Origin of the sequence: Microcoleus sp. CAWBG58 (assembly GCF_020883045.1) — a bacterium.
GTDB lineage: Bacteria > Cyanobacteriota > Cyanobacteriia > Cyanobacteriales > Microcoleaceae > Microcoleus.
In genome coordinates this window covers 81,432-102,891 of record NZ_JAHRFA010000010.1, presented here as the reverse complement: position 1 = coordinate 102,891, position 21,460 = coordinate 81,432, and the positions used below count along the sequence as shown (strand labels likewise).

The 21,460-nt window shown below is 45.4% G+C and carries 18 protein-coding genes; 10 read left to right on the top strand and 8 right to left on the bottom strand.

Annotation, left to right across the window (positions count from 1 at the left end):
- The first annotated feature begins 94 nt into the window (after nt 1-94).
- From QZ918_RS06590 to QZ918_RS06570, 5 genes are all read left to right on the top strand, one after another.
- Nucleotides 95-1,843: a hypothetical protein gene (locus QZ918_RS06590; RefSeq protein WP_293332613.1), complete on the top strand. Its 1,749-nt coding sequence runs from the start codon at nt 95-97 to the stop codon at nt 1,841-1,843.
- Nucleotides 1,844-1,975: 132 nt separating this feature from the next.
- Nucleotides 1,976-2,572: a Uma2 family endonuclease gene (locus QZ918_RS06585; RefSeq protein ID WP_293332610.1), complete on the top strand. Its 597-nt coding sequence runs from the start codon at nt 1,976-1,978 to the stop codon at nt 2,570-2,572.
- A 299-nt stretch (nt 2,573-2,871) separates the two neighbouring features.
- Entirely contained in the window at nt 2,872-4,368 is a 1,497-nt protein-coding gene (locus QZ918_RS06580; protein ID WP_293332607.1) for a DUF1565 domain-containing protein, read from the top strand.
- Between the two features lie 394 nt (nt 4,369-4,762).
- Nucleotides 4,763-5,098, top strand: a complete 336-nt coding sequence (gene psb28 / locus QZ918_RS06575) for a photosystem II reaction center protein Psb28 (protein WP_293149588.1) — start codon at nt 4,763-4,765, stop codon at nt 5,096-5,098.
- 83 nt (nt 5,099-5,181) lie between these two features.
- Entirely contained in the window at nt 5,182-5,688 is a 507-nt protein-coding gene (locus tag QZ918_RS06570; RefSeq protein WP_293332604.1) for a MogA/MoaB family molybdenum cofactor biosynthesis protein, read from the top strand.
- A gap of 118 nt (nt 5,689-5,806) precedes the next feature.
- Here QZ918_RS06570 and QZ918_RS06565 read toward each other — a convergent pair whose 3' ends face one another.
- A complete protein-coding gene (locus tag QZ918_RS06565) occupies nt 5,807-6,130 on the bottom strand; it encodes a hypothetical protein (protein WP_293332601.1) in 324 nt (107 codons plus the stop codon).
- Nucleotides 6,131-6,339: 209 nt separating this feature from the next.
- Nucleotides 6,340-7,275: a class I SAM-dependent methyltransferase gene (locus QZ918_RS06560; protein WP_293332598.1), complete on the bottom strand. Its 936-nt coding sequence runs from the start codon at nt 7,273-7,275 to the stop codon at nt 6,340-6,342.
- Nucleotides 7,276-7,714: 439 nt separating this feature from the next.
- Between QZ918_RS06560 and QZ918_RS06555 the strand changes: the two genes are divergently transcribed.
- Nucleotides 7,715-8,617 (top strand): hypothetical protein, encoded by a 903-nt coding sequence (locus QZ918_RS06555; protein WP_293332594.1) that lies wholly within the window; start codon nt 7,715-7,717, stop codon nt 8,615-8,617.
- Between the two features lie 326 nt (nt 8,618-8,943).
- Here QZ918_RS06555 and purU read toward each other — a convergent pair whose 3' ends face one another.
- The 3 genes from purU to QZ918_RS06540 form a co-directional block, all read right to left on the bottom strand.
- Nucleotides 8,944-9,798 carry a formyltetrahydrofolate deformylase gene (gene purU / locus QZ918_RS06550; RefSeq protein ID WP_293332591.1) on the bottom strand — a complete coding sequence of 285 codons (855 nt, stop codon included), beginning with the start codon at nt 9,796-9,798 and terminating at the stop codon, nt 8,944-8,946.
- Between the two features lie 380 nt (nt 9,799-10,178).
- Nucleotides 10,179-11,315 carry a DUF6745 domain-containing protein gene (locus QZ918_RS06545; protein ID WP_293332588.1) on the bottom strand — a complete coding sequence of 379 codons (1,137 nt, stop codon included), beginning with the start codon at nt 11,313-11,315 and terminating at the stop codon, nt 10,179-10,181.
- On the bottom strand, nt 11,302-11,595 hold the full coding sequence (locus QZ918_RS06540; protein ID WP_293149568.1) for a DUF8820 family protein: 294 nt from the start codon (nt 11,593-11,595) through the stop codon (nt 11,302-11,304). Before QZ918_RS06540 ends, QZ918_RS06545 begins: the two co-directional genes overlap by 14 nt.
- A gap of 152 nt (nt 11,596-11,747) precedes the next feature.
- On the opposite strand from QZ918_RS06540, the gene QZ918_RS06535 reads away from it, so the two are divergent.
- Nucleotides 11,748-12,503, top strand: a complete 756-nt coding sequence (locus QZ918_RS06535) for a pentapeptide repeat-containing protein (protein ID WP_293332585.1) — start codon at nt 11,748-11,750, stop codon at nt 12,501-12,503.
- Between the two features lie 358 nt (nt 12,504-12,861).
- Here the strand turns inward: QZ918_RS06535 and QZ918_RS06530 are convergent, their stop codons facing one another.
- The 3 genes from QZ918_RS06530 to QZ918_RS06520 all read right to left on the bottom strand — a co-directional run bounded on the left by QZ918_RS06530 (nt 12,862) and on the right by QZ918_RS06520 (nt 18,594).
- Nucleotides 12,862-14,781: a leucine-rich repeat domain-containing protein gene (locus QZ918_RS06530; protein ID WP_293332582.1), complete on the bottom strand. Its 1,920-nt coding sequence runs from the start codon at nt 14,779-14,781 to the stop codon at nt 12,862-12,864.
- A 410-nt stretch (nt 14,782-15,191) separates the two neighbouring features.
- The gene (locus tag QZ918_RS06525; protein ID WP_293332579.1) at nt 15,192-18,026 is read right to left on the bottom strand and encodes a diguanylate cyclase; all 2,835 of its coding nucleotides are present in this window, start codon (nt 18,024-18,026) and stop codon (nt 15,192-15,194) included.
- Between the two features lie 412 nt (nt 18,027-18,438).
- Complete coding sequence (locus QZ918_RS06520; protein WP_293332576.1) at nt 18,439-18,594, bottom strand: hypothetical protein; 156 nt, start codon at nt 18,592-18,594, stop codon at nt 18,439-18,441.
- A gap of 65 nt (nt 18,595-18,659) precedes the next feature.
- Here QZ918_RS06520 and QZ918_RS06515 point away from each other — a divergent pair, with 65 nt between their 5' ends.
- The 3 genes from QZ918_RS06515 to QZ918_RS06505 all read left to right on the top strand — a co-directional run bounded on the left by QZ918_RS06515 (nt 18,660) and on the right by QZ918_RS06505 (nt 21,327).
- On the top strand, nt 18,660-19,355 hold the full coding sequence (locus QZ918_RS06515) for a class I SAM-dependent methyltransferase (RefSeq protein WP_293149560.1): 696 nt from the start codon (nt 18,660-18,662) through the stop codon (nt 19,353-19,355).
- A 143-nt stretch (nt 19,356-19,498) separates the two neighbouring features.
- Nucleotides 19,499-20,047: an RNA 2'-phosphotransferase gene (locus QZ918_RS06510; protein ID WP_366665028.1), complete on the top strand. Its 549-nt coding sequence runs from the start codon at nt 19,499-19,501 to the stop codon at nt 20,045-20,047.
- Nucleotides 20,048-20,118: 71 nt separating this feature from the next.
- Nucleotides 20,119-21,327 (top strand): AAA family ATPase, encoded by a 1,209-nt coding sequence (locus QZ918_RS06505; protein WP_293149558.1) that lies wholly within the window; start codon nt 20,119-20,121, stop codon nt 21,325-21,327.
- The last annotated feature ends 133 nt before the right edge of the window (nt 21,328-21,460 follow it).

Genomic DNA, 21,460 nt, shown 5'->3' with positions numbered 1-21,460 from the left:
AAGTCCTCACTACCAACACTTTTTATTAGGTAATTTACATGGCATGATATAATTGTACTTTTGAAAATCAGTCTTTCCCAATCTCAAATCTCAAATGGTATTAATTGCCCGCTTGCACAAATTTCTGACGGCGACTGTGGATGAAAAATCCCGATCGCGCACAATATTCTGGTTGATGCTGAGCTTGACATTTGCCGCAGTTTATGGTGTTTTAGGAATTGCTCAAGCCTTCAGCGCCGAGTATGTGGTGCAAGACGATGCGAGACAGCACGTTTTCTGGATGATGCGGTTTGTCGATGGACAATTATTCCCCAACGATTTCATTGCTAACTATTTTCAATCAATCGCCCCCGCCGGATACAGCACCCTTTACAAATTAGCTGCAACCATCGGCATTCACCCGCTATTTTTTCACAAAATATTGCCGCTATTTCTCGGCTTAATCTCCACCTATTACTGTTTTGGGCTTTGCTTGGAAATGCTGCCAGTGCCGATGACTGGATTTATCGCATCTTTGCTACTAAATCAGCATATGTGGATGACAGATGATTTGGCTTCCACAACGCCCAGAGCTTTTATCTATCCGATATTTCTCGGTTTTTTATATTATTTGTCGCGGAGTTCGTTGCTGCCCTGTTTGGGGGCGATCGCCCTAATTGGATTATTCTACCCTCCCTACGCCTTGGTTGCTGCCGGAATTTTAGTTTTGCGCCTGCTAAGCTGGGAAAATGGCCGTTTGCGCTTGTCGGGCGATCGCACAAACTACCTATTTTGCACTACCGGTTTGGGAGTAATCTTTCTAGTAATGCTGCCCTATGCCTTAGATAAATCGGAATTTGGCCCGACTTATACCGCAGCAGAAGCCAAGCAAATGGGCGTATTTGCAGCCGACGGCAGAAATGCTTTTTTTCGTCCAAATCCGGTAGATTATTGGCTGACTGGTAGGGGTAGCGGGATGTTTCCCAAGTCGCTGTTTACGCCTGTAACTCACTGTGTGGGGCTGTTTTTGCCGCTGCTGTTGCTATTTCGCTCTAGCTTTCCGTTAGCCAGTCGAATTAACAGTAAAATTTGGCTGTTGCTTCAGCTATTTTTAGCATCCTTGGCGATGTTTTTGGCTGCTCACGCTACCATTTTTAAGCTTTATCAGCCTGGACGCTATACTGCGTATAGCTTGCGCTTTGTTGTTGTGTTTATAAGTGCGATCGCCCTGACGTTAATTATCGATGGCGTCGGCAACTGGGCATCAACAACCGAAACAAAATTTCCTGATTCAGCAACGCCAAAAAATCTAGTTGCACTAATTACCACAGCGACAATTGCGATCGCAGTTGTGCTTTATCCATGCTTAGTGGAAAAATTTCCCACAGTCGGGTATGTAGAAGGTAAAATGCCCGCTTTGTACAAGTTTTTTCAGCAGAAACCGAAAAACAGTTTGATTGCTTCCATCGCCCCGGAAGCAGACAATTTGCCAACTTTTAGCCAGCGTTCGGTTTTGGTAGGAAAGGAATATGCAGTGCCGTATCAGAAAGGCTACTACAGCCGATTTCGGCAGCGAGCGATCGATTTAATTCGCGCTCAATATACGGCTGATAAATCCGTATTGCAAAACTTCATTAACACTTATGGAATTGATTTTTGGATGCTCGATCGCAATGCCTTAACTCTTAAGTATGTAGAGGATTACGGCTGGATCGAAGACTTTGATGCGACACCGGAGGCTATACTTGCTCTCAAACAAGGGAAAGTTCCTATTTTAGCACAAGCAATGACGAGTTGTGCGGTTTTTGAGAATCAAGTTTTAGTAGTTTTGCAAACATCTTGCATTGCGAAATTCGCCTCTTGAGTTGAAGCGAGTGGGCTCAGGGGCCTACCCCACAAGAAAACTAATTATTTGTGGAAGAGGCTTTTCCGGCCTGTTCTTGAGAACGGACATGATATCAGTTATAATTCCCATAGGAGATAATGGTGCGGTTCAATGACACAAGTTCTCGATCGCGAAATTCTCGATGGACGAGTGGTGCTCAGCGGCACTTGGGAGCAATTCAAGTTAATCCAGAAGGGCTCCGAAGATTCCCCTGGGGTAAAATTGTCTTTTTTTGCAGGTGCGATCGAAATTCTGATGCCGGGATTCCAACACGAAAATTTTTCGGAAATCATTGGTTACTTAGTGACAACTTTTTTGCTAGCACAAGGAATGAGGTTTTACCCTTCTGGTTCCATGACACAGGAGAAAACGGGAGAAGTTTCAACCCAAGCCGACAAATCGTTTTGTTTGGGACAACCTAAGTTGATTCCCGATTTGTCGATCGAGGTGGTTTATACTAGCGGTGGATTGAGCAAGTTGCCAAAATATCGGGCTTTGGGTGTGCCAGAAATCTGGTTTTGGGAGGATGGTACTTTGCGGTTGTATCACCTGCGGGAAGATGGTTATGAGGAAGTAATTCAGAGTCAATTGTCAGGATTGGAAAGGCTGGATATTGATTTGCTAAAACGCTGCATTTTGATGGGCGAAACTGATTTGGCTGAAGCGGTGAAGGTTTTTGGGCAGGGAATCTCGACTCGATCTGAATGAAAAAGCCTAATACCCAGGTAACGAGAAATCAAGTATTTTGTAGGGGCAATCCCCCCGTGGTTGCCCCGATATATAGGGGGTAGGCACGGGGGCACTACCCCTACAAATTTATTTGAATCATTTAGGATTGCTATATTTCGGGTAACGAGAAATCAAGTATTTTGTAGGGGCAATCCCCCAGGGGTTGTCATCCCCTATGGCTGTCTTCCCAATCAAAGCTAAATATATATCCGCAGTCAAATTCGTACAGAATGAAAATTGCCTAAAAGTCGATCGCAAATTATCCATACAGCAAAAACATGGCAACACTTTTCGTGAACCCCCAAACAGGCAGCGATGCAGCAGCCGGTACCCAATCAGCCCCATTCAAAACGATCGCCCGCGCTATCAGTCGCGCTGCATCGGGCACAGTTATTCAGCTAGCAGCGGGAACTTACAGCAGCGCCAGCGGCGAACAATTTCCCCTAGAAATTCCCTCTGGAGTCAAAGTAATCGGCAATGAAATCAACAAAGGAAGCGGTACTATCATTCAAGGAAGTGGCAAATTTGTCAGTCCCACCGCTGCGAGTCAAAATATCACTCTACTGCTAGCAACTGATGCGGAATTGCGGGGAGTAACTGTCACTAATCTCGATATTCGCGGCACTGCTGTCTGGATGGAGTCAACATCTCCTACTGTAGCTAACTGCACTTTCACCCTTTCCAAGCGGGAAGGCGTATTTGCCACAGGAAATGCCAATCCGGCGATTCTGGACAACATATTTATCCAAAACTCTGCCGCTGGGGTAATTATGGCGGGGAGTGCTAAGGGCGTAATCCGGCGCAATCTTTTTCAAAATACTGGTTTCGGCATTTCTCTGCAAGCTCAATCGGCTCCTTTGATTGTTGAAAACCAAATTATCGCCAATCGCTCCGGTATCGTTTTAACGGGGAGCTCTAAGCCGGTTGTGCGGAAAAATCGCATTGAAAAAAATACCGAAGATGGTTTGACTGCGGTGGAAAAATCTCTGCCAGATCTTGGTACGGCTCAAGATTTAGGGGGAAATATTTTTGCCAACAATGGCGAATTTGATTTGCAAAATGCTACTGCAACTAAGATTTTTGCCCTGGGAAATCAACTCAATCCTTCGCGGGTAAAAGGTTTATTTGAGTTGGGAAATGTGACGCCAACTCCAACTCCAACTCCGACTCCAACTCCAACTCCAACTCCAACTCCTGGGGGCGTAAAGTTCAGCGATATCAGCACTCATTGGGCTAAGGATTTTATCGATCGCCTCGCTAAGATGAATATTGTTAACGGGTTTCCCGACGGCACTTTTAAACCTGACGAGAGTTTAACTAGGGCTCAGTATGCGGCGTTGCTGGCGAAGGCGTTTGAGTTGGCGCCGCGCCGTGAAGCAACGGTTTTTAAGGATGTGGCGGCGGATTTTTGGGCCCAAAGTGCGATCGTCAAAGCGAATCGAGGCGGGTTTTTGGTTGGATATCCCGACAGCACGTTTCGCCCGGAACAGAATTTGACTAAAGCTCAGGCGATCGTATCATTGATAAACGGCTTGCAGTTTAAAGGCGGCAATCCTAATTCTTTGAGCGTTTATGCCGATCGGGCTTTAATTCCCAGTTTTGCCACCGACTCCATCGCCACCGCCACAGAGCGCAAAATCGTAGTCAACTATCCCGCCCGCGACAAGCTTTCCCCCGCCCGCGACATCACCCGCGCCGAGATATCCGCCCTCGTCTACCAAACTCTGGTAGCCACAAACCGCGCGCAGCCAATTAACTCTCCCTACATCCTCTAAAGGTACGTAGTTGCGCTGTCTTCGCTCTCTTTGGTACGTAGTTGCGCTTCAGCGCTCTTTGGGGATATCGGAAAAAACGAAGACAGCAAAACAGCCAATAGTGAAGGAGAAAGCCAGGGCTCAGACAACTCAAAGGTACGTAGTTGCGCTGTCTTCGCTCTTTCCGATATCCCAGAAAGAGCGCTCAAGCCCAACTACATACCTGTTGCGCTGTCTTCGCTCTTTCCGATATCCCAGAAAGAGCGCTCAAGCCCAACTACATACCTGAAAAATAGCCCCTCTCCCCCGATCCCCATCGCACAATCTCCCCAAGTCTTGACTTGGGAGCGTCCAAATCGTTTTATGATTAAAAGATTAAGAAATTCAGCAATCTTTAAGGTTCGACTCTCAAATTATGGCTAAAATTCAATTCTCCCGGGGTATAGACGAAGATACTGTACCCGAAGTCCGCCTAACTCGTTCTAAAAGCGGAGCTCAAGGCACTGCCACATTTATCTTTGAAAATCCGAAATCTCTCAGCAACGATAGTACCCAAGACATTACTGGAATGTACATGATCGACGAAGAAGGCGAACTTCTGACTCGCGAAGTTAAGGCTAAGTTCATCAACGGTCAACCTGCGGGTTTAGAAGCTCTTTACCTGATGAAAAGTGCCGCTGACTGGGAACGCTTTATGCGTTTCATGGAACGCTACTCGGAAGCAAACGGCTTAGGATTTAGCAAGGCATAATAGATAGTTAATAATTGGTAGTTGGTAATTGGTAATTGGCCGATAGCCGATTGCTGGTTGCCGATTACTTACGACAAGAAACAATGACGCACATTCCTCACCCCGATTTATCTAAAATAACCGTAAATTGCGCGATCGTGACTGTTAGCGATACGCGCTCTGCTGACACAGACAATAGCGGTTTGTTAACGAAAAAATTGCTAAAAGATGCAGGTCACTCTGTGGTAGCTTACACTGTTGTTAAAGATGATGCTGCAAAAATTGTATTGCAAATGCAGGCGCTTGCCCAGCGCGAAGATGTGGATGCGATAGTTTTGAGTGGCGGGACGGGTATTTCTCCACGAGATACTACCTACGATGTGATGGAGAGTTTGCTCGACAGGATTTTACCTGGATTTGGCGAGATATTTCGGTTTTTGAGCTATCAAGAAATTGGTTCGAGGGCGATCGCATCTCGGGCTGTTGCAGGCGTGTATCAAGGCAAGTTAGTCTTTTCTCTTCCGGGCTCTAGCAATGGCGTGAAACTAGCTGTGGAAAAGCTAATTTTACCAGAGTTAGTTCACTTGGTCAAGCAGTTGCGGGGAGGTTAAGGGCGATCGAGCTTTTAGTCGATCGACCTCCTTGTGCTAAGTTAAGAGCGATCGGCGATCGATAAGTTTTAAATCAAGCTCTGTTAATAGATTCGAGTGGTTTTGGGTTTGGCAATCGTTATGCGATGAAGATCCCAGCAACCTTGTCTCCATTCATCGTCATGCGTGCCACAAATTCATCTCCACCATCTGTAAAACTCAGCTTCCACAAATAAACCTGAAAACCATCTTGTGTCAACTCACCAAAATAACTAATTGAATATCCGTTTTGCAGGCGCGAACCGAGTTCATCGCTAACATTATCGAACATTTCTTGTGTGATTCCCGCTTTGTAGCCTGCATCGCCCACCGTGGTAAACAGCTCGTAATTTTTTGAGGCTGTGGCATCCAAAATAACCTGCAAACAATCAATAATTTTTTGAGGGGGGGCTGTCGGGTTCATGATGATATCCTTTATTTAGGGTTCTCTCAACACGATATAGCTAAGACTGCTGTCTAAGTATTAATTCTACCACATTTGCGATCGAATTTAGTTTTCGAGCATCATTGACCGCCAACAGTTTTTGCACATCAACCTTTACTGAAATACAGTAGGGACACGGCACTGCCATGTCCTACCCGAACATCTGTAATTCAGTCAACTAAAAACTGCTATATTGCCTCAGCAACAACAGTCCGGTGTCTGAGAGTATTGCAAGTAATAGTCGGCGCCGCAAAACCCGAATCAACCAAAGCCTGCTCGATATCCAACCCAAAATACTGATCCAAATAAGGCTCCGTACTCTTGAGCAAAGTCAAAATATAAGGAGGCATTTTGGCATAAACTTCCGACTGAGGATTCATATCCATAATTGTCAAATGTCCGCCAGCGCGCAGCAAACGCCTCGCTTCCCGGAATACTGCCTTAGAAGCTTTCTCCGGCAATTCGTGACAAACTAAACAAATAGAAACTAAATCAAAAGAAGCCGCAGGTAAACCAGTAGATTCAGCAGCAGCGTGCACCCAAATTGGAGATTTTTGATTGGAAGATTCCGCTTCTCGCTGTTGGGAACGGTATTGAGCAACGGACAAAAAATAAGGCGACAAATCCACCCCAGTCATCTTTGCTTCCGGGTAAACATCCCCAAGCGCAAACGTACTCATTCCCACACTGCATCCCAAATCGACAATATCTTGCGGTGTTTGAGAAATTTGAGCTTTGACGATTTCGTGATAGCTGGCGCGGAGTTTAGCATCGCCTCCTGCACCCGCTTCTGGCCAAATTCCGGCGTGCACTGCACGGGCTGCAACTTCAACTTCTGTGGCAGCTTCCCAACTCATATTACCTTTTTCGTAAGCGTGAAATGAAGTTAGATAATATTTCGGGTAAACCAAATCGGGATTTTCTACGCTGAGCAATTCTGCATCCCAATTTCGGGACAAAAGTGCTTGGGCTTCTTCTCGCCAATGCACTCCGATTTTTTCGGCTCTGTTTATCATCATTTCCCGCGCTTGGTGCTTGGCTAGAGCGGCCAAAGGTTTGATGGAGAGTACGCGATTTACTAAACGCGATGCTAATCCCGGAGTTTTATTAACTGCAACAGTCATATTTTATTGTTTTCGATTTAGCGCCATCAACTTTAACACGTTTTGGTAATTTTGAGTGAGTTGAGATAATCAAACTTTACAAGGTTCGTAGTGAGGACTTCAGTCCTTTCTTGGATGCGGACTAAAGTCCTCGCTAGAAGCAAATCAGTCCTTTTTTGGATGCAGACTAAAGTCCTCACTACGAACCTATCTGATGCGGACTAAAGTCCTCACTACGAACCTATCTGATGCGGACTAAAGTCCTCACTACGAACCTATCTGATGCGGACTAAAGTCCTCACTACGAACCTATCTGATGCGGACTAAAGTCCTCACTACGAACCTATCTGACTGCCAGCATTAGATCTCAGATGAGATTACCGGGAAATCTGGAATCGGATTTCTGGGAGTTGGAGTATTTGGAAGAACACTTTTAAATCTGGCTATTCAGGAGTTTGTTGTGAGCAAGTCTATTGTGGAATTGGTTGACAATTTGCCGTCTGGTGGCGTGACTGTGATGATGTTGAAATCTCTCGATTTTGTGGTTCCGGGGGAGTGGAATAATTTATCTGGTTTTGATAATACTATTCGATCGCTCACAGGGGAAACCGATCGCGCTTTAGTCGAAAAAATTCGCGCCCGGGCGATCGAGCTTTACGCCAACTCCAACGAGCCCTATCAAGGCGCAGTAAAGCTTTACCAGCTTGCAGACAGTGCTGACAGTGCCTTGGGCGCGACGGCTATGGCGAATAAAATCGGCGAAAAAATCGGCTTTCTGTCGTTTATGAGCCGCCTGACTCCCAAGGCTGATACCACTCAAACGATCGACTTATGCGTCAAAGTGGCGATCGAACTCATCGTCTTTTGCAAACTCAACAAAATCTCCCTTGACAATGTGGGAAGCTTTACCAATTACTTATCAGAATACAAAGGCGCATCTCTAATGCGGATGGCTGCATTAGTATGCGCTGACGGCTTAATTCCCCTCGGCCCGGACTTTATCAAAGTAGCGCAAAATACTCTAAGCGGCTTAAATCCTGGAACCTTGCAGCAAAACTCAACCTTCCAAAACATCAGCAACCTAATTCCCGGCGCCAACAATGCACAAAAATTTGGATTCGTGACAGCAACCTTTGCCTCAGCCCAAGGTTGGATGAACAATTTAGTGGTATCTCGCGGCTTAACTCCAGCCACAGTTTTAGGCAATCTCAAGCAATACGTTGATGTTACCGATGACAAATTGGATTATGTCGCCGCGTTTTTGGACATGACTACCAATTATTACGAGCATACCGGAATTCAGACGGTTGCTCGCCAATTGATCGATCGCGCTTACGCCGAAACATTATCCGCCCGGATGTGATTCAGTTGACAGTTGACAGTTGACAGTTGACAGCAACCTCTACCTGGAAGTTCTAGGATTGGAATAATGAATCGTCTGATTTTAATTTCTACGCCAAACCCAGACGCTTTAAACCAATTATTTCTTCTGGTAATCTCGTGAGAGCGATCGAATGCGAGGAACTATTTCAGGCACCTCGCATCTTTCTATGATTGCTTATCATACCTCTTACAAAAATAGCTGGACAGGCAAGATGCCTGTCCCACAAAAATTATTTTTTATTGTAGGATTGGCTGGAAAACTCATCCTACAATCAGAGCAACCCACTCACAATTTAACTCAAAAAATCAAGCAAAAACAACGGTGCGATTGCCATAAACCAAAACACGATTTTGTAAATGATATCGAACCGCCCTTGCCAAAACAATCCGTTCTAAATCTTTACCTTTCCGAATCAAGTCCGACACTTCATCGCGGTGACTCACGCGCACAACATCTTGCTCAATAATCGGGCCAGCATCTAAATCGGGCGTCACGTAATGGGCTGTGGCACCAATAATTTTCACCCCTCTTTCATAGGCTCTTTCGTAGGGATTTGCCCCCACAAACGCCGGTAAGAATGAATGGTGAATATTAATCACATTGGGAAATTGGCGCATAAAATCTTGACTCAAAATTTGCATATATTTTGCCAATACTACTAAATCGATGTTATATTTCTTGAGAGTATCTAACTGTTGTGCTTCTTGAATAGCCTTGCTCTCTTTATTAATGGGAATATACTCAAAATCGATACCATATTGTTCGGCAATGGGCTTTAACTTTTCATGGTTGCTGATAATCAGGGGGATTTTCGCAGGCATTTCCTTAGAACGTTGTCGCCAAATCAAATCTAACAAACAATGATCTTGGCGGCTTACCCATATGGCAATCCGTCGAACTTCCTCAGAGAAATGTAATTGCCAATTTGCTTGTACATCCTTGGCAAGTTCAGTAAAAGCATCTGTCATTTCTTGGATGCTTAAGTCAAAACCATCTAATTGCCACTCCAGACGACTTAAAAATAATCCTGCGGTAAAATCAGTATGGTGATCTGCGTGGATAATATTGCCATTATGGGAAGCGATAAAATTAGCAAGTAAGGCGACAAGCCCTTTGCAATCTGGACAGGAAATCAAAAGAGTTGCAGTAGGGCTAGTCATGATCTAATCGCAAGGGTATTAATTTTTAATTGATTATATCAGGTCGATGGTTCTATGGAGCATATCAGTTTTAATTTTGTAGTGCTGTCGCGAGTTGGCGAAAGCTTGCGCTTTCAGTTGACAGTTGACAGTTGACAATTGATAGCTACCTCTCCTTAAAAGTCCGAGGATTGAAACAGTGAATAATTTTGTTTTATTTCACGCTAGTAGAGAGTATCCCGTTTTTGTAGGGGCGAAGCATTCGCGCTGAAAATTTCTCGTATAGTCGGAAAAATACAGGCGCGAATGCTTCGCCCTTGCGGATATATTTGCACAATCGGGATGCTCGCCGCTAGTAAGGAGGAAGTTTTAAACCAATTCTTATTAATAAATAGAAATAGTCAAGTTTGCACGCTAAACTCCTCCGGTTCAATTCCCCAGTTTACCCAGCAAATTGCCTCTTGTGCAGATGTCATATTTGGAGGAACTCGCAACGCATGAATGAACCCCGTACTCGGACAGGTCATTTTTAACAAAAAAACTGGTAAGGGCATCCCAGAGCCGTCGAAATCGTCCTCAAAATCCATTTTTAACAGGGTATATTCCTGCCAAGTGTCTAATTCAGTGGCTGCTAGTTCTTGACAAATACGATCGCACCCGATGCCCTGAATTAAGGCTCGCCGAACCTCTGCATTGTGCTCCTTCAGCAGCCATTTAGACTCCCACTCGTGCGGTTGCAGGCGGCCGTACCATTCGGGTAAAATCACGCCGTGATAGGCGTAAATCGCAAAACCATCGGCAAATTGTACGGCGGGTGCTGCTGCGGCGTGCAAGCGGTGGTTGCTGTCTGTCGAAAGTGCGATCGGCTTTTCGCACACAACGCAAACTTTGTCATAGGGAAAAATCCAGCCACAAGTCTTGACAAGCGATTGAAAAATTGTCCAGATATTGCCGTAGGAGTGCGCGCAATTCAACACGGAAATGCAAAAATCTAACAAACTCCCGCCACCAGCCCACAATTCCGGTTGAATGCAATTATCTAGTTGTTTGTTGAGATGGGTGTAGTGCAAATACCGGGCCCGCTGTCCGCTTAAATCGATCGGCAATTTGCTCGCTATTTCCATCCCTAAATGCTCGCGGAGGGGACTCCACAGTTGGCTTTGCAGTTGGGTGTAAAGTTCATTTTCGAGTTGATTTTGCAGTTGACGTTTTAGCTGGTTTTCGAGTTGTCCGCGCAGACAAGTCAGCAGTTGTTTTTCAAATTCGCTGCGTACTTTGCTCTCTAATTGGCTGCGCTGGTGACTCCTGGGCTTGTCGGCGTGGCTGGCGATGATGTTAGCGGCTTGGTAGGGACGATCGCAAAAAATGATTTCCGGTGCTTGTTTGCCGCTCGCCCTGTAAGCTAATGTAATGGTTTCCGCAGCTTGAGAGCGATCGATCGGGCCTGTGGAAAGTGCGATCGCCCTCCACTTGTCGCGATAAACTGGAATCTCAGCCTCTTGTGCTGGCGTGAGTTTTTTAACCTTAGTCTGCGACATACCTCCAGCCTTGGGGTTCGTATTCGCGCTGAATCCGTACCATCCAATTACCTTCTGGAATGGCGATCGCTTTGTGTTCTTCGTGACTCAATAAAGCTGTCGGCGAAAGCACTCGCAAGTACAGGGTACCGTCTTTTTCGTACAGTTCAGCTTGTCCCTCAACAATCTGGTGAGAATGTCCCGTGACTTCACCTTCGGCGAGGGTGAGATGAGGTTTTTTGTCACCTTGGATTTGCGGTACAGGAGTGAGAATTACGTCGCCTTGTCGGATGGGTTGCATAGGTTTTTATTAATTTTTGTTGGTGGTTTTGGTAAGTCGAGCCTGATTCGCGGTCACTGCATAATACTAGCATACTACAAAAAAAAGTCAATAACCGGCTTGGATAATTTTGGATCGGGCAGAACTGAAACTATGGTTTGCTGAGAGGTTTTATGTTAATTTTGATCGGAATTGCGATCGGCATTATTCTTACTGTTTCAGCAATGAAATATATCAAGTTATATGGCTATCCCAGTTTACCTCAGCTTTTGCTGTTTATTGCGATCGCGATCGGCATACTTTTATCTTTGTTATATATTGGGTTCCTCCTGGTATTTAGTCAACTAGATACGCTGCGGTTTCCTTTGACCAAGCAGTGTGTTGGTTGTGTCTTTGTATTTGTAAATGCAGATTTTAGTGGTGCTGAATTAGAAGGGGCTAACCTCAGTAACTCCAATATCGCCAGTGCAAATTTCAGCAATGCCAATCTCAAAAAAGCCAATTTGAGCAGTATGCGGAATGCTGGGGGAGACAGTCCTGATTTTCAAGGTGCTAATTTGACAGAATCTAACTTAAGCGATGCTTCTCTGTTCAGCATTATTTTAGCTAATGCTCAGCTTCTGAATGCCAACCTGCAAAACGCAGACTTACCAAACGCAGACTTGAGCAATACAAATTTGCAAAATGCTAACTTATTCGGCGCGACACTCAGATACGCAAAAACTGTGAATGCAGATTTCACGGGTGCCGACCTGAGAAATGCCAAAATGTGCTTTCTTTCCAGCAATCAAATCAAGTTATATGGAGCAAAGTTAGAGGGTGCAAGAATCACAATTTTGGAGGGAAATCCTGACTTTACACCAGCCCAAAAACAGATGCTCAAACAGCGTGGTGCAATTCTGGGAGGCCCTAGCGAACTTTGCTATTAAAGGATGATTTAGCATAACCGATCGCGATTAGTTTTTATTGACAAATCATTGCTCGCGCGTAGCAAAACTTTCGAGGTAGCCTACTGACATTAACAGTGATGGCAAATTAGAATTAGCAGCAACCAATACTGAAATCTAATAATGTCTCAATCATCTTAGGAAATAGCAAAGAAAATTTTACTGCTAATTCTACTTTTGAAGCCGGAAGAAGACCAATTTATATCACGTCCGGTCGATTACCATAACAAAAACCGTTCGTAGTGCGGACTTTAGTCCGCAACATACTGCGGACTAAAGTCCACACGTGCGTTCCTTACTTATAACAGTCAATCGACCGGACACGATATTATAAGTTCCTTCAAGTTTGCACAGAAAACTCCTCATAATCGACATCCCAATTCACCCAACGAATCGCTTCCCTTGCAGATTGCATATCAGGCGGAACCCGCAAAGCATGAATAAATCCGGTGCTGGGACAAGTCATTTTTAACAAGTAAATTGGCTCTTTTTCCTCGGGTTCAAAACCATCAATATCAGACTCAATTCTTAGCAGCGTGTATTCTTGCCAAGTATCTAATTCGATTGCTTGCAATTCTTGACAAATTCTAGCGTAGCCAATTCCCTGAATCAACACTCGCCTTAATTCCGCATTTTCTTCTTCTAAAATCCAGGTAGCTTCCCATTGATTGGGGTGAATTTGTCCGTATTTTTCGGGCAAAGTTACACCGTGGTAAGAGTAGAGTTTGTAACCGTCGTTAAATTCCAGTGCAGCTTCCCCTTCTGCGTGCAGCCTGTGTTCGATGTCGAGGGAGAGTTTGGTTGGGCGCGAACACACATAGCAGACCTTCTCAAACGCAAAAATCCAGTCACATTCTGCTAGAATCTGTTTGATAGATTCCAAAGCTTTTTGTGCCTCTGGTGTGAGGGCAATGCCCGAGGCAGAAACATACAATTCAGCAACAGCGACAGCATGAAACAAGCATTTCGGATTCACTATCGACTTTGAGTAATTATGATAATCGGAAAAGTTTGCTTTGAATTGTTGTTCTAGCTGTTCGTACCATATAATTAACTCCGACAGTTCCGGCGGCAATGCTGTTAACGAAAAGGGGCGCAGCGCATCTTTTACCTGTTTCTCAAGTCGCTCGCCCAACTTTGTTTCCTTTAGTGAATGTTTCAGCATTGGTAATTGTGCGAATACTGCATTGGGGCTGCTGCAAAAAAATATTTCTGGGGCTTCTAAATCCAGGGCTTGGTAGGCATATTTAACGGCGGTTGCGGCTTGGCGGCGATTTATGAATTCGCTAGAGTTGGCGAGAAATTCCCACGAATGACGCAAGGCTTCGATGAGAGTCTGTTGTTGGGATGTAAAATCCAGAATCAGAGAATTCAAATTAGTCAGAGATTGCAAGGGAGTGATGTCTGATATTGGATTTTTGTGCAGCATAAGTCTAGTCAAATTAATCAGAGATTGCAGAGGTGTCGTGTCTGATATTTGATTTTTGTGCAGAATCAAAGCAGTCAAATTAGTCAGAGATTGTAGGGGTATGATGTCTGATATTTGATTGTGGTTCAGAGACAGAGAAGTCAAATTAGTCAGAGATTGCAGGGGTGTGAGGTTTGATATTTGATTGTCGGACAAATTCAGAGAAGTCAAATTAGTGAGAGATTGCAGGGGTGTGATGTCTGATATTTGATTGCCGCCCAGAATCAGCTTAGTCAAATTAGTCAGAGATTGTAGGGGTGTGATGTCTGATATTTGATTGGTGTACAGATACAGATAAGTCAAATTAGCCAAAGATTGCAGGGGTTTGATGTCTGATATTTGATTGTAGTTCAGAAATAGAGAAATCAAATTAGTCAGAGATTGCAGAGGTGTGATGTCTGATATTTGATTGCTGCCCAGATACAGATCAGTCAAATTAGTCAGAGATTGCAGGGGTGTGATGTCTGATATTTGATTTTTGTGGAAAATCAGCTCTTTCAAATTAGTCAGAGATTGTAGCGGTGTGATGTCTGATATTTGATTGTCCGACAGATTCAGAATAGTTAAATTAGTGAGAGATTGCAGGGGCGTGATGTCTGATATTTGATTGTCGGAGAGATTCAGATGATTGCTACTTGATAGTATCTGGTTCGCTTGATTAATGTCAGAAGTGCCAGCCCATTCTAACATCGCATCAACTGTATGTCTTGCTTCTTTTGAAAGGCTGTCTTTGTGCAAGCACCAATCGGCAAAGCTGCTGAATTCTGGGGGATTTTGCTGTTGTTGAGACATGGCAATAATATTTTAAAGTTGTTCTAAAAACAACAAATTTTTGTCAAGTTTTGCTATGAAACCAAGAATTTGGTACTCCGATAAAAGTTAATTCTTAGGTACGTAGTTGCGCTTTAGCGCTCTTGGCAGATCTATGAAAGATCGCTGAAGCGCAACTACGTGCCTTGATTTTATCTGATATTTGCGTCTAGGACTGGTTGAAGTTCAACGCTTTTGGCAGATATATGAAAGAGCGCTGAAGCGCAACTACGTACCTTTATTTTATCTGATATTTGCGTTTGAGAGTGGTTGAAATTTAGCGCTTTTGGTAGATATATGAAAGAGCGCTGAAGCGCAACTACGTACCTTTGTTTGTATTAAGTTTATTTTCGATCGCACGCACGCACCTAAAAACTAATGACTAATGACTGTTATGCTTCAAAGGCTGCAACCGAAACCCGATCGCGCCCAGCGGCCTTCGCCCGGTACAGCGACTCATCGGCGATCGCAATTAACGTCGCCGGCTGCGACATCGGCGCCGGAATGCAGCAAGCTACACCCAAACTCAGCGTGACATATTCGCTGACAGCAGACTGCGCGTGAGGTATCTGCAAATCCCGCACCTGTTGGGCGATCCTTTCGGCAACGCAAGCCGCACCTTCAATATCCGTATTCGGCAAAACTATGGCAAATTCTTCTCCACCGTAACGCGCAACTAAATCAGCCGATCGGTTTACCGATTTCTGCAAAACCTGCGCCACTTGCCGCAAACACTCGTCCCCCGGTTGGTGGCCGTAAGTGTCGTTGTAAAGTTTGAAGTAATCGATATCGCACATAATCAAAGACAGCGACGCTTCTTCCCTCGCCAAACGCCGCCATTCCGCATCCATATAATCATTAAAAAAGCGGCGGTTTCTTACCTCAGTCAAACTGTCGTAAGTTGCCAAATACTGCAAGGCTCGATTCACTGTTTCTAACTGCCGTTTCTGCTGCTGCAATTGGCGGTTGAGCACCGTCAACTGCTGTTCGGCTGCGTGGGTTCTCAGCAAGTTTCTAACCCTCGCCAACAGTTCCCTCTCGTCAAAAGGTTTGGAAATATAATCGTCAGCACCAGCATCCAAACTTTCGATCCGAGCTTCCATGCCCGATCGCGCTGTCAAAAAGATTACTGGAGTCGAACTCAACTCCGGCGTCTTCCGAATCTCCTTGAGCAAATCCAGTCCGTTTTGTCGGGGCATGATTTGGTCGCTCAAAATCAAATTCGGCTGCAAACTTTTGGCTTTTTCTAAACCTTCAACCCCGTCCATCGCCACCGCAACTCGATAGTACGGACTCAATAAAGTTTGGAGGTAAGCCAGCAGAGAATAGTTGTCTTCTACTACGAGCAACAGCGGTAATTCTCGGCTGTCAGGCTTTAATTGTCCCCCATTATTTTTGTCGTCACAACTGTTAGAGTCCGGCATCGGGGCGATCGCCCCAACATTTCCCGCGTCTGGGCAGCCAAATTCACTCATCCCTGCCAATTGGACGATCGCGCTTACCAACTGATTCGCCTCCACCGGCTTCGACAAATGCCTCTGAAACCCCGCAGAGAGGGCCGATGCCGAATCCTCCTCACGGACGCCTCCCGTCAGGGCCACCGCCGGCAGCAGTTCCCTTTGCTCGGACGTTTCCATGGCTCTGATGCGGCGGATCAAATCGGAGCCGTCTGTTTCCGACACCGCCATATCGCTCACCAACACGTCGGGCCGCGACTGTTCCAACTGCGCCATCGCTTCGCCAGCGCTACCCACCGCTGTTACCTTGGCTCCAAATGCTTCGAGGGCTGTTTTGAGAAATTCCCGAATCTCGGCGCTGCTTTCCACCACCAGCACTTGCTTTCCGGCTAGGGGTTTGGGAACCGATTCCGCGTGGTTTTCGGTGCGGCCGATCGCGCTTTGGCGATCGTCGTCGCGCGAATTGTTGCTGTTCGCGATCGGTAGCAGCACCCCAAACGTCGTCCCCATACCCAGGCCGGGACTGGAAGCCCAAACAGTTCCCCCGTGCAATTCCACCAAATGCCGCACAATTGAGAGCCCCAACCCGAGCCGATTTTGTTCCTTGGACTGGAAGCTATCTCCGGGGCGGAAGTAGTCAAAGATGTGCGGCACAAATTTGGGTTCAATCCCGCAACCGCTGTCGCTGACCCGAATCAAGGTACCCGACTCTGTAGGCTCGATCCGCACTTTAACTGGGTCTGGTGTCGATTCTGGGGTGAATTTGATGGCGTTGGCCAGGAGGTTCCAGACTATTTGCTGCAAGCGCTCTACATCGGCCACAACGTAGCTGACGCCCGGGTAGAACTGTGTTTCTACGCGGAGGTTTTTGGCCTCGGCGGCGGGGCGGACGGTCTCAATAGCCGATTCTATGACAGATGGGAGGTGAACCCGAGCCAGGTTCAGGCGGACTTTCCCCCGCAGCAGCCGACTCAAATCGAGGAGATTGTCTATTTGCCGGTTTTGCAATTTGGCGTTGCGCTCGATGATTTCCAAAGCGCGGTTGGTGGTAGCTTCGTTTAACTTGCGCGATCGGGCTAGCTGCACCCATCCCAAAATCGCGCTCAGGGGCGATCGCAGTTCGTGTCCCGCTATGCCCAAAAAATCTTCTTTGGCGCGGTTGACTGCGGCTTGGGCTGCTTCAACGGCTTTGCGATCGGTGATGTCAAATCCGATCGCCAAATACTGACAGGGTTTCTCGTTAAAGTCCAAAAGCGGAACTACTGCTGCGTACACCCAATAATCACTGCCATTTTTGGCTTGGTTCTTCATTTCTCCTTCCCAAACTTCATTTTTGGCAACTGTTGACAGCAGATTTTTGATTAATTCCGAAGACTTATATTCCGAATGGAGGATGCAAAAATGGCTCCCTATTAGTTCAGTACGCGAATAGTTAGAGATGCTGCACAGTCGATCGCTGACATAATTGATAATTCCTCGGGCGTCGGTTCTCACCGCCAGTGCCGATCGGTCGATCGCTACTTTAAAATCTAAACCTTCTTGCAGCGACGAATCTAGTTCTTTTATCGTAGAAATTTGACTGAGGCGATCGCGCCGCTCCTGGCTCCGCTCTTGAATTTCCATTGCTTCTATTGTCCCCTGATGACTGACACCTAATCTACTCGCATCCTGATTAATTATCACTGTTTTTTCCGCACCGGCGGGTGTAATATTTTGTATATTTTTATTTTCATGAATGCTCGGCAAACAGCACATCCACTCAGGAGTCATACCATTTGAGATTCGAGATTTTAGATGAGGAATGAACAAGAACTATCGGGGTTGGGGATAGCTGCCTACAGTGGCACTATTTTGGAAAACTGGAGTCACCTGAAATTTTATTTGAAGTTTAGACTAAAATTGGTCAATCTGAAGACAGATTTTCTCAGATCTGCCCGCTCCGCCGCTGGCTGCAAAAACCCAACTTTTTTCTTAAAATTACTATGTCGCATCTGGCACAAAATCTCTGCCCCAGGCTTTCGAGTCTCCTGCATTCTGCCTCATCTCCACATCCCAGGTATAGCCATCCTAAATGATTCAGATAAATTTGTAGGGGTAGTGCCCCGTGCCTACCCCCTATCTATCGGGGCAACCGGGATCTTAAAGAACTCCTACAAGAATTATGAAAATGATACGAGTATTGCTATATATGTGCAGGGCTTGACACTTCCCCAATAATTGGCTGGGAAATGGCTAACCAAGTCTGTGTTTTGCGATCGTCAGCAACTTCAGTTAAATTATTTTCTGCTACATCTTGACAGGTCTGTAAATATTTTGTATTATAAATGTAATACGACATTTAACGAGAGAGCAGTCCAACTGCATTAACGCACTCAACTATTAAAAATTTGAGGAAAAGTTTTAGTGAATTTATCTAGGAATTTAGACGATGTACGCCAACAATTTGAAGAAAGAGCATTTGATTATGATGGTTTAATTCCCCGCCTCATTCCGCAGTATCGCGAGCAACACGAAATAATATTGCAATTAATTGATTTTGAAACCCATGCCAACATAAAAGTTCTAGATTTAGGCGCGGGAACTGGCATACTGTCTGCAATGATTTTGCAAGCATTTCCTCAAGCAAAAGTCACAGCCTTTGACATGGCCCAAAATATGCTAAAAGTTTGTCAAACTAACTTATCCGCTTTCGGACACCGATTGACATTGCAGCAGGGAAACTTCGCCGAAGACGATTTCGGCAGCGGCTACGATTTGGTAGTTTCAGGATTGGCGATCCACCACCTAGACGGCGCCGGAAAACAAACGCTATTTAAGAAACTTTTTCAGTCAATGAATTCAGGAGGAATCTTGCTCATTCGAGATATTGTCACAGGTGCGACTCCCAGGTTGACGGAGCAATACGAACAGTTGTGGCGGCAGTACATGAAAGCTAACGGAGAAGACGATGCAGCTTGGTTTCAAAACTATCTAAAAGAAGATATTCCCTCCTCAGTGGAAGAGCAGACACAGTGGTTGGCAGCAGCGGGTTTTGCAGACGTAGCTTGTCACTGGCGCTATCTCAATTTTGCTATTTTTGGCGGCATTGTCCCAAGGTAGAAGGCAGAGTTTTTCCCGATTCATAAAGGTACGTTGTTGGGCTTTAGCCCTCTTTATATATATCGAAAGAGGGCTAAAGCCCAACAACGTACCTATTAAATAAACCCGATATACCCACAAAATAACTCAATAAATTAAGTAAAATGATGAACGATGCCCGATTAATAAAAATTAGCAGATATCTCAGCAAACACCTGCGCCACGCGCCCGCACGCATCGGCATTCAACTCGCACCGGGGGGCTGGATTTCTGTTGGCGAACTCCTCGATGCTTGCCAAAAAAATAACTTTTCCGTTCAGCTTTACGAACTCAAGGAAGTAGTCGCCCAAAACGACAAACAGCGCTTTTCTTTTGACTCGACAGGCACTCTAATTCGGGCCAACCAAGGACACAGTGTAGAGGTTGACTTGCAGTTAGAACCTGCTGTTCCACCAGATATTTTATATCACGGAACAGGCAAGACTGCCGTCAAGTCTATTCTCAGTGAAGGAATTCGGAAAATGTCTCGACATCACGTTCATTTGTCGGCGGACATTCAAACAGCCCGTAAAGTAGGTGCCAGACACGGCATCCCGGCAGTCTTGATTGTAGATACCGCAGCAATGCAATGCGACGGCCATACATTTTACTGCTCGGATAACAAAGTTTGGTTGGTAGATATGGTGCCGCCCAATTATCTAAAAGTTTATTGAGAAAATCCTGTTTGGTTCTAGCAAGTGTGCGACAAATATTTTAAAATAAGAGTAACTAGGAGTTTTACAAGATGAGTGCGGAAGATATGGGCGATCGCGACAACAATTTTAATCAAAACAACCCTCAAAATCGAGGGCTCCTAGGATCGGGCTGGCGACCTCTCTACCGTCAATTTGATTGGGAACACCTGCTGCACTTAGCATCTAGCGACCCTGTAGAACTCGCTCAAAAAACTTTAGATGCAGCCAGCGATATCGCCGATGCCATGGGACGACACCAGTATACTTGGTGGGCGAATATCTTAAATGTATTCTCGGAAAATACTCGCTACGAAATAGACGAGTTTTGGGATTACATTACTCCGCAACCGGTTTACCCGGATTACCGTTACAAAGATGTTTTAGTCACGGAAACGCCTGTTGTTCAATTGGTCAGCCGCGCTAGTATTCCCATCGACTACGTTCTCAACAAACTCCAAGAGATTGTTGTTTTCAAGGTTCTGGATTTGCTGGGTAAACCGGATGCGATTACCCAGTTTTTTATGGAACGGCATTTTTCTTATCCGCGGGAGCGATTTGTTAGCTGGGAACGTTTGGAAGTTTTGGGTACTGTTTATGCTTATTGGGGACAAGCAGGCTGTTGGCTGCAAATTGACAGCTACGACAGGGGTCGGCGGTGCTACACTCTGATTTGCAAAGATATTGCGCCGTTAGTTAGCAAGGCTACTTATAATTTAGCGGTGATTCTCAGCGGGTACAAAAGTCGTGTCGGACAGGTTCACAGTCACTTTCCTATTCGGAGTTTTTCTGCGGAAGTTCAAAGTTTTACTGATACTGTTCAGCAGGCAATTCTCGATCAAAATCAGTTGGCTGTGTTGGTTAGCGGCGAACCGGGGACTGGCAAAACTGCTTGGACTCAAGCGGTAGCAAAGGAGATTTTAGTGCCGCTGGGTTATGTGATCTTTATCTTAGATCATGATGCGGTGGAAAATTTTGTCCCCCCGAGTTATTTGGAGCGGATTTGCATTATTATCAACGAGGCTGATAATTTGGCTCAAGATCGATCGACCGCAGCGGCCCAACGCAGTAACAAAACTGAACATATTTTGAGTTTGCTGGATGGAACTCTGTATCAAAGCGTGATGGACGAGCACGGGATTCAATTTCAACAGAAACTCGTAGTGTTACTCACTTGTAACACAATTGAAAGATTAGATCCTGCGATGCTGCGGAAAGGAAGAGTGGATTTTACCAGTGAATTTACGCACAAATTTGTTTGACGACGCACCTAAAGTCTCACACACTTTGGGCGATTCACGAAGAGGGATAGCTAGCCTGTGCGTACTGCTGCGCCACCTCAAATGTTGAATAATTATGAGGAAATTTCCTGAATGTCAATGTTTCGGGAACAAT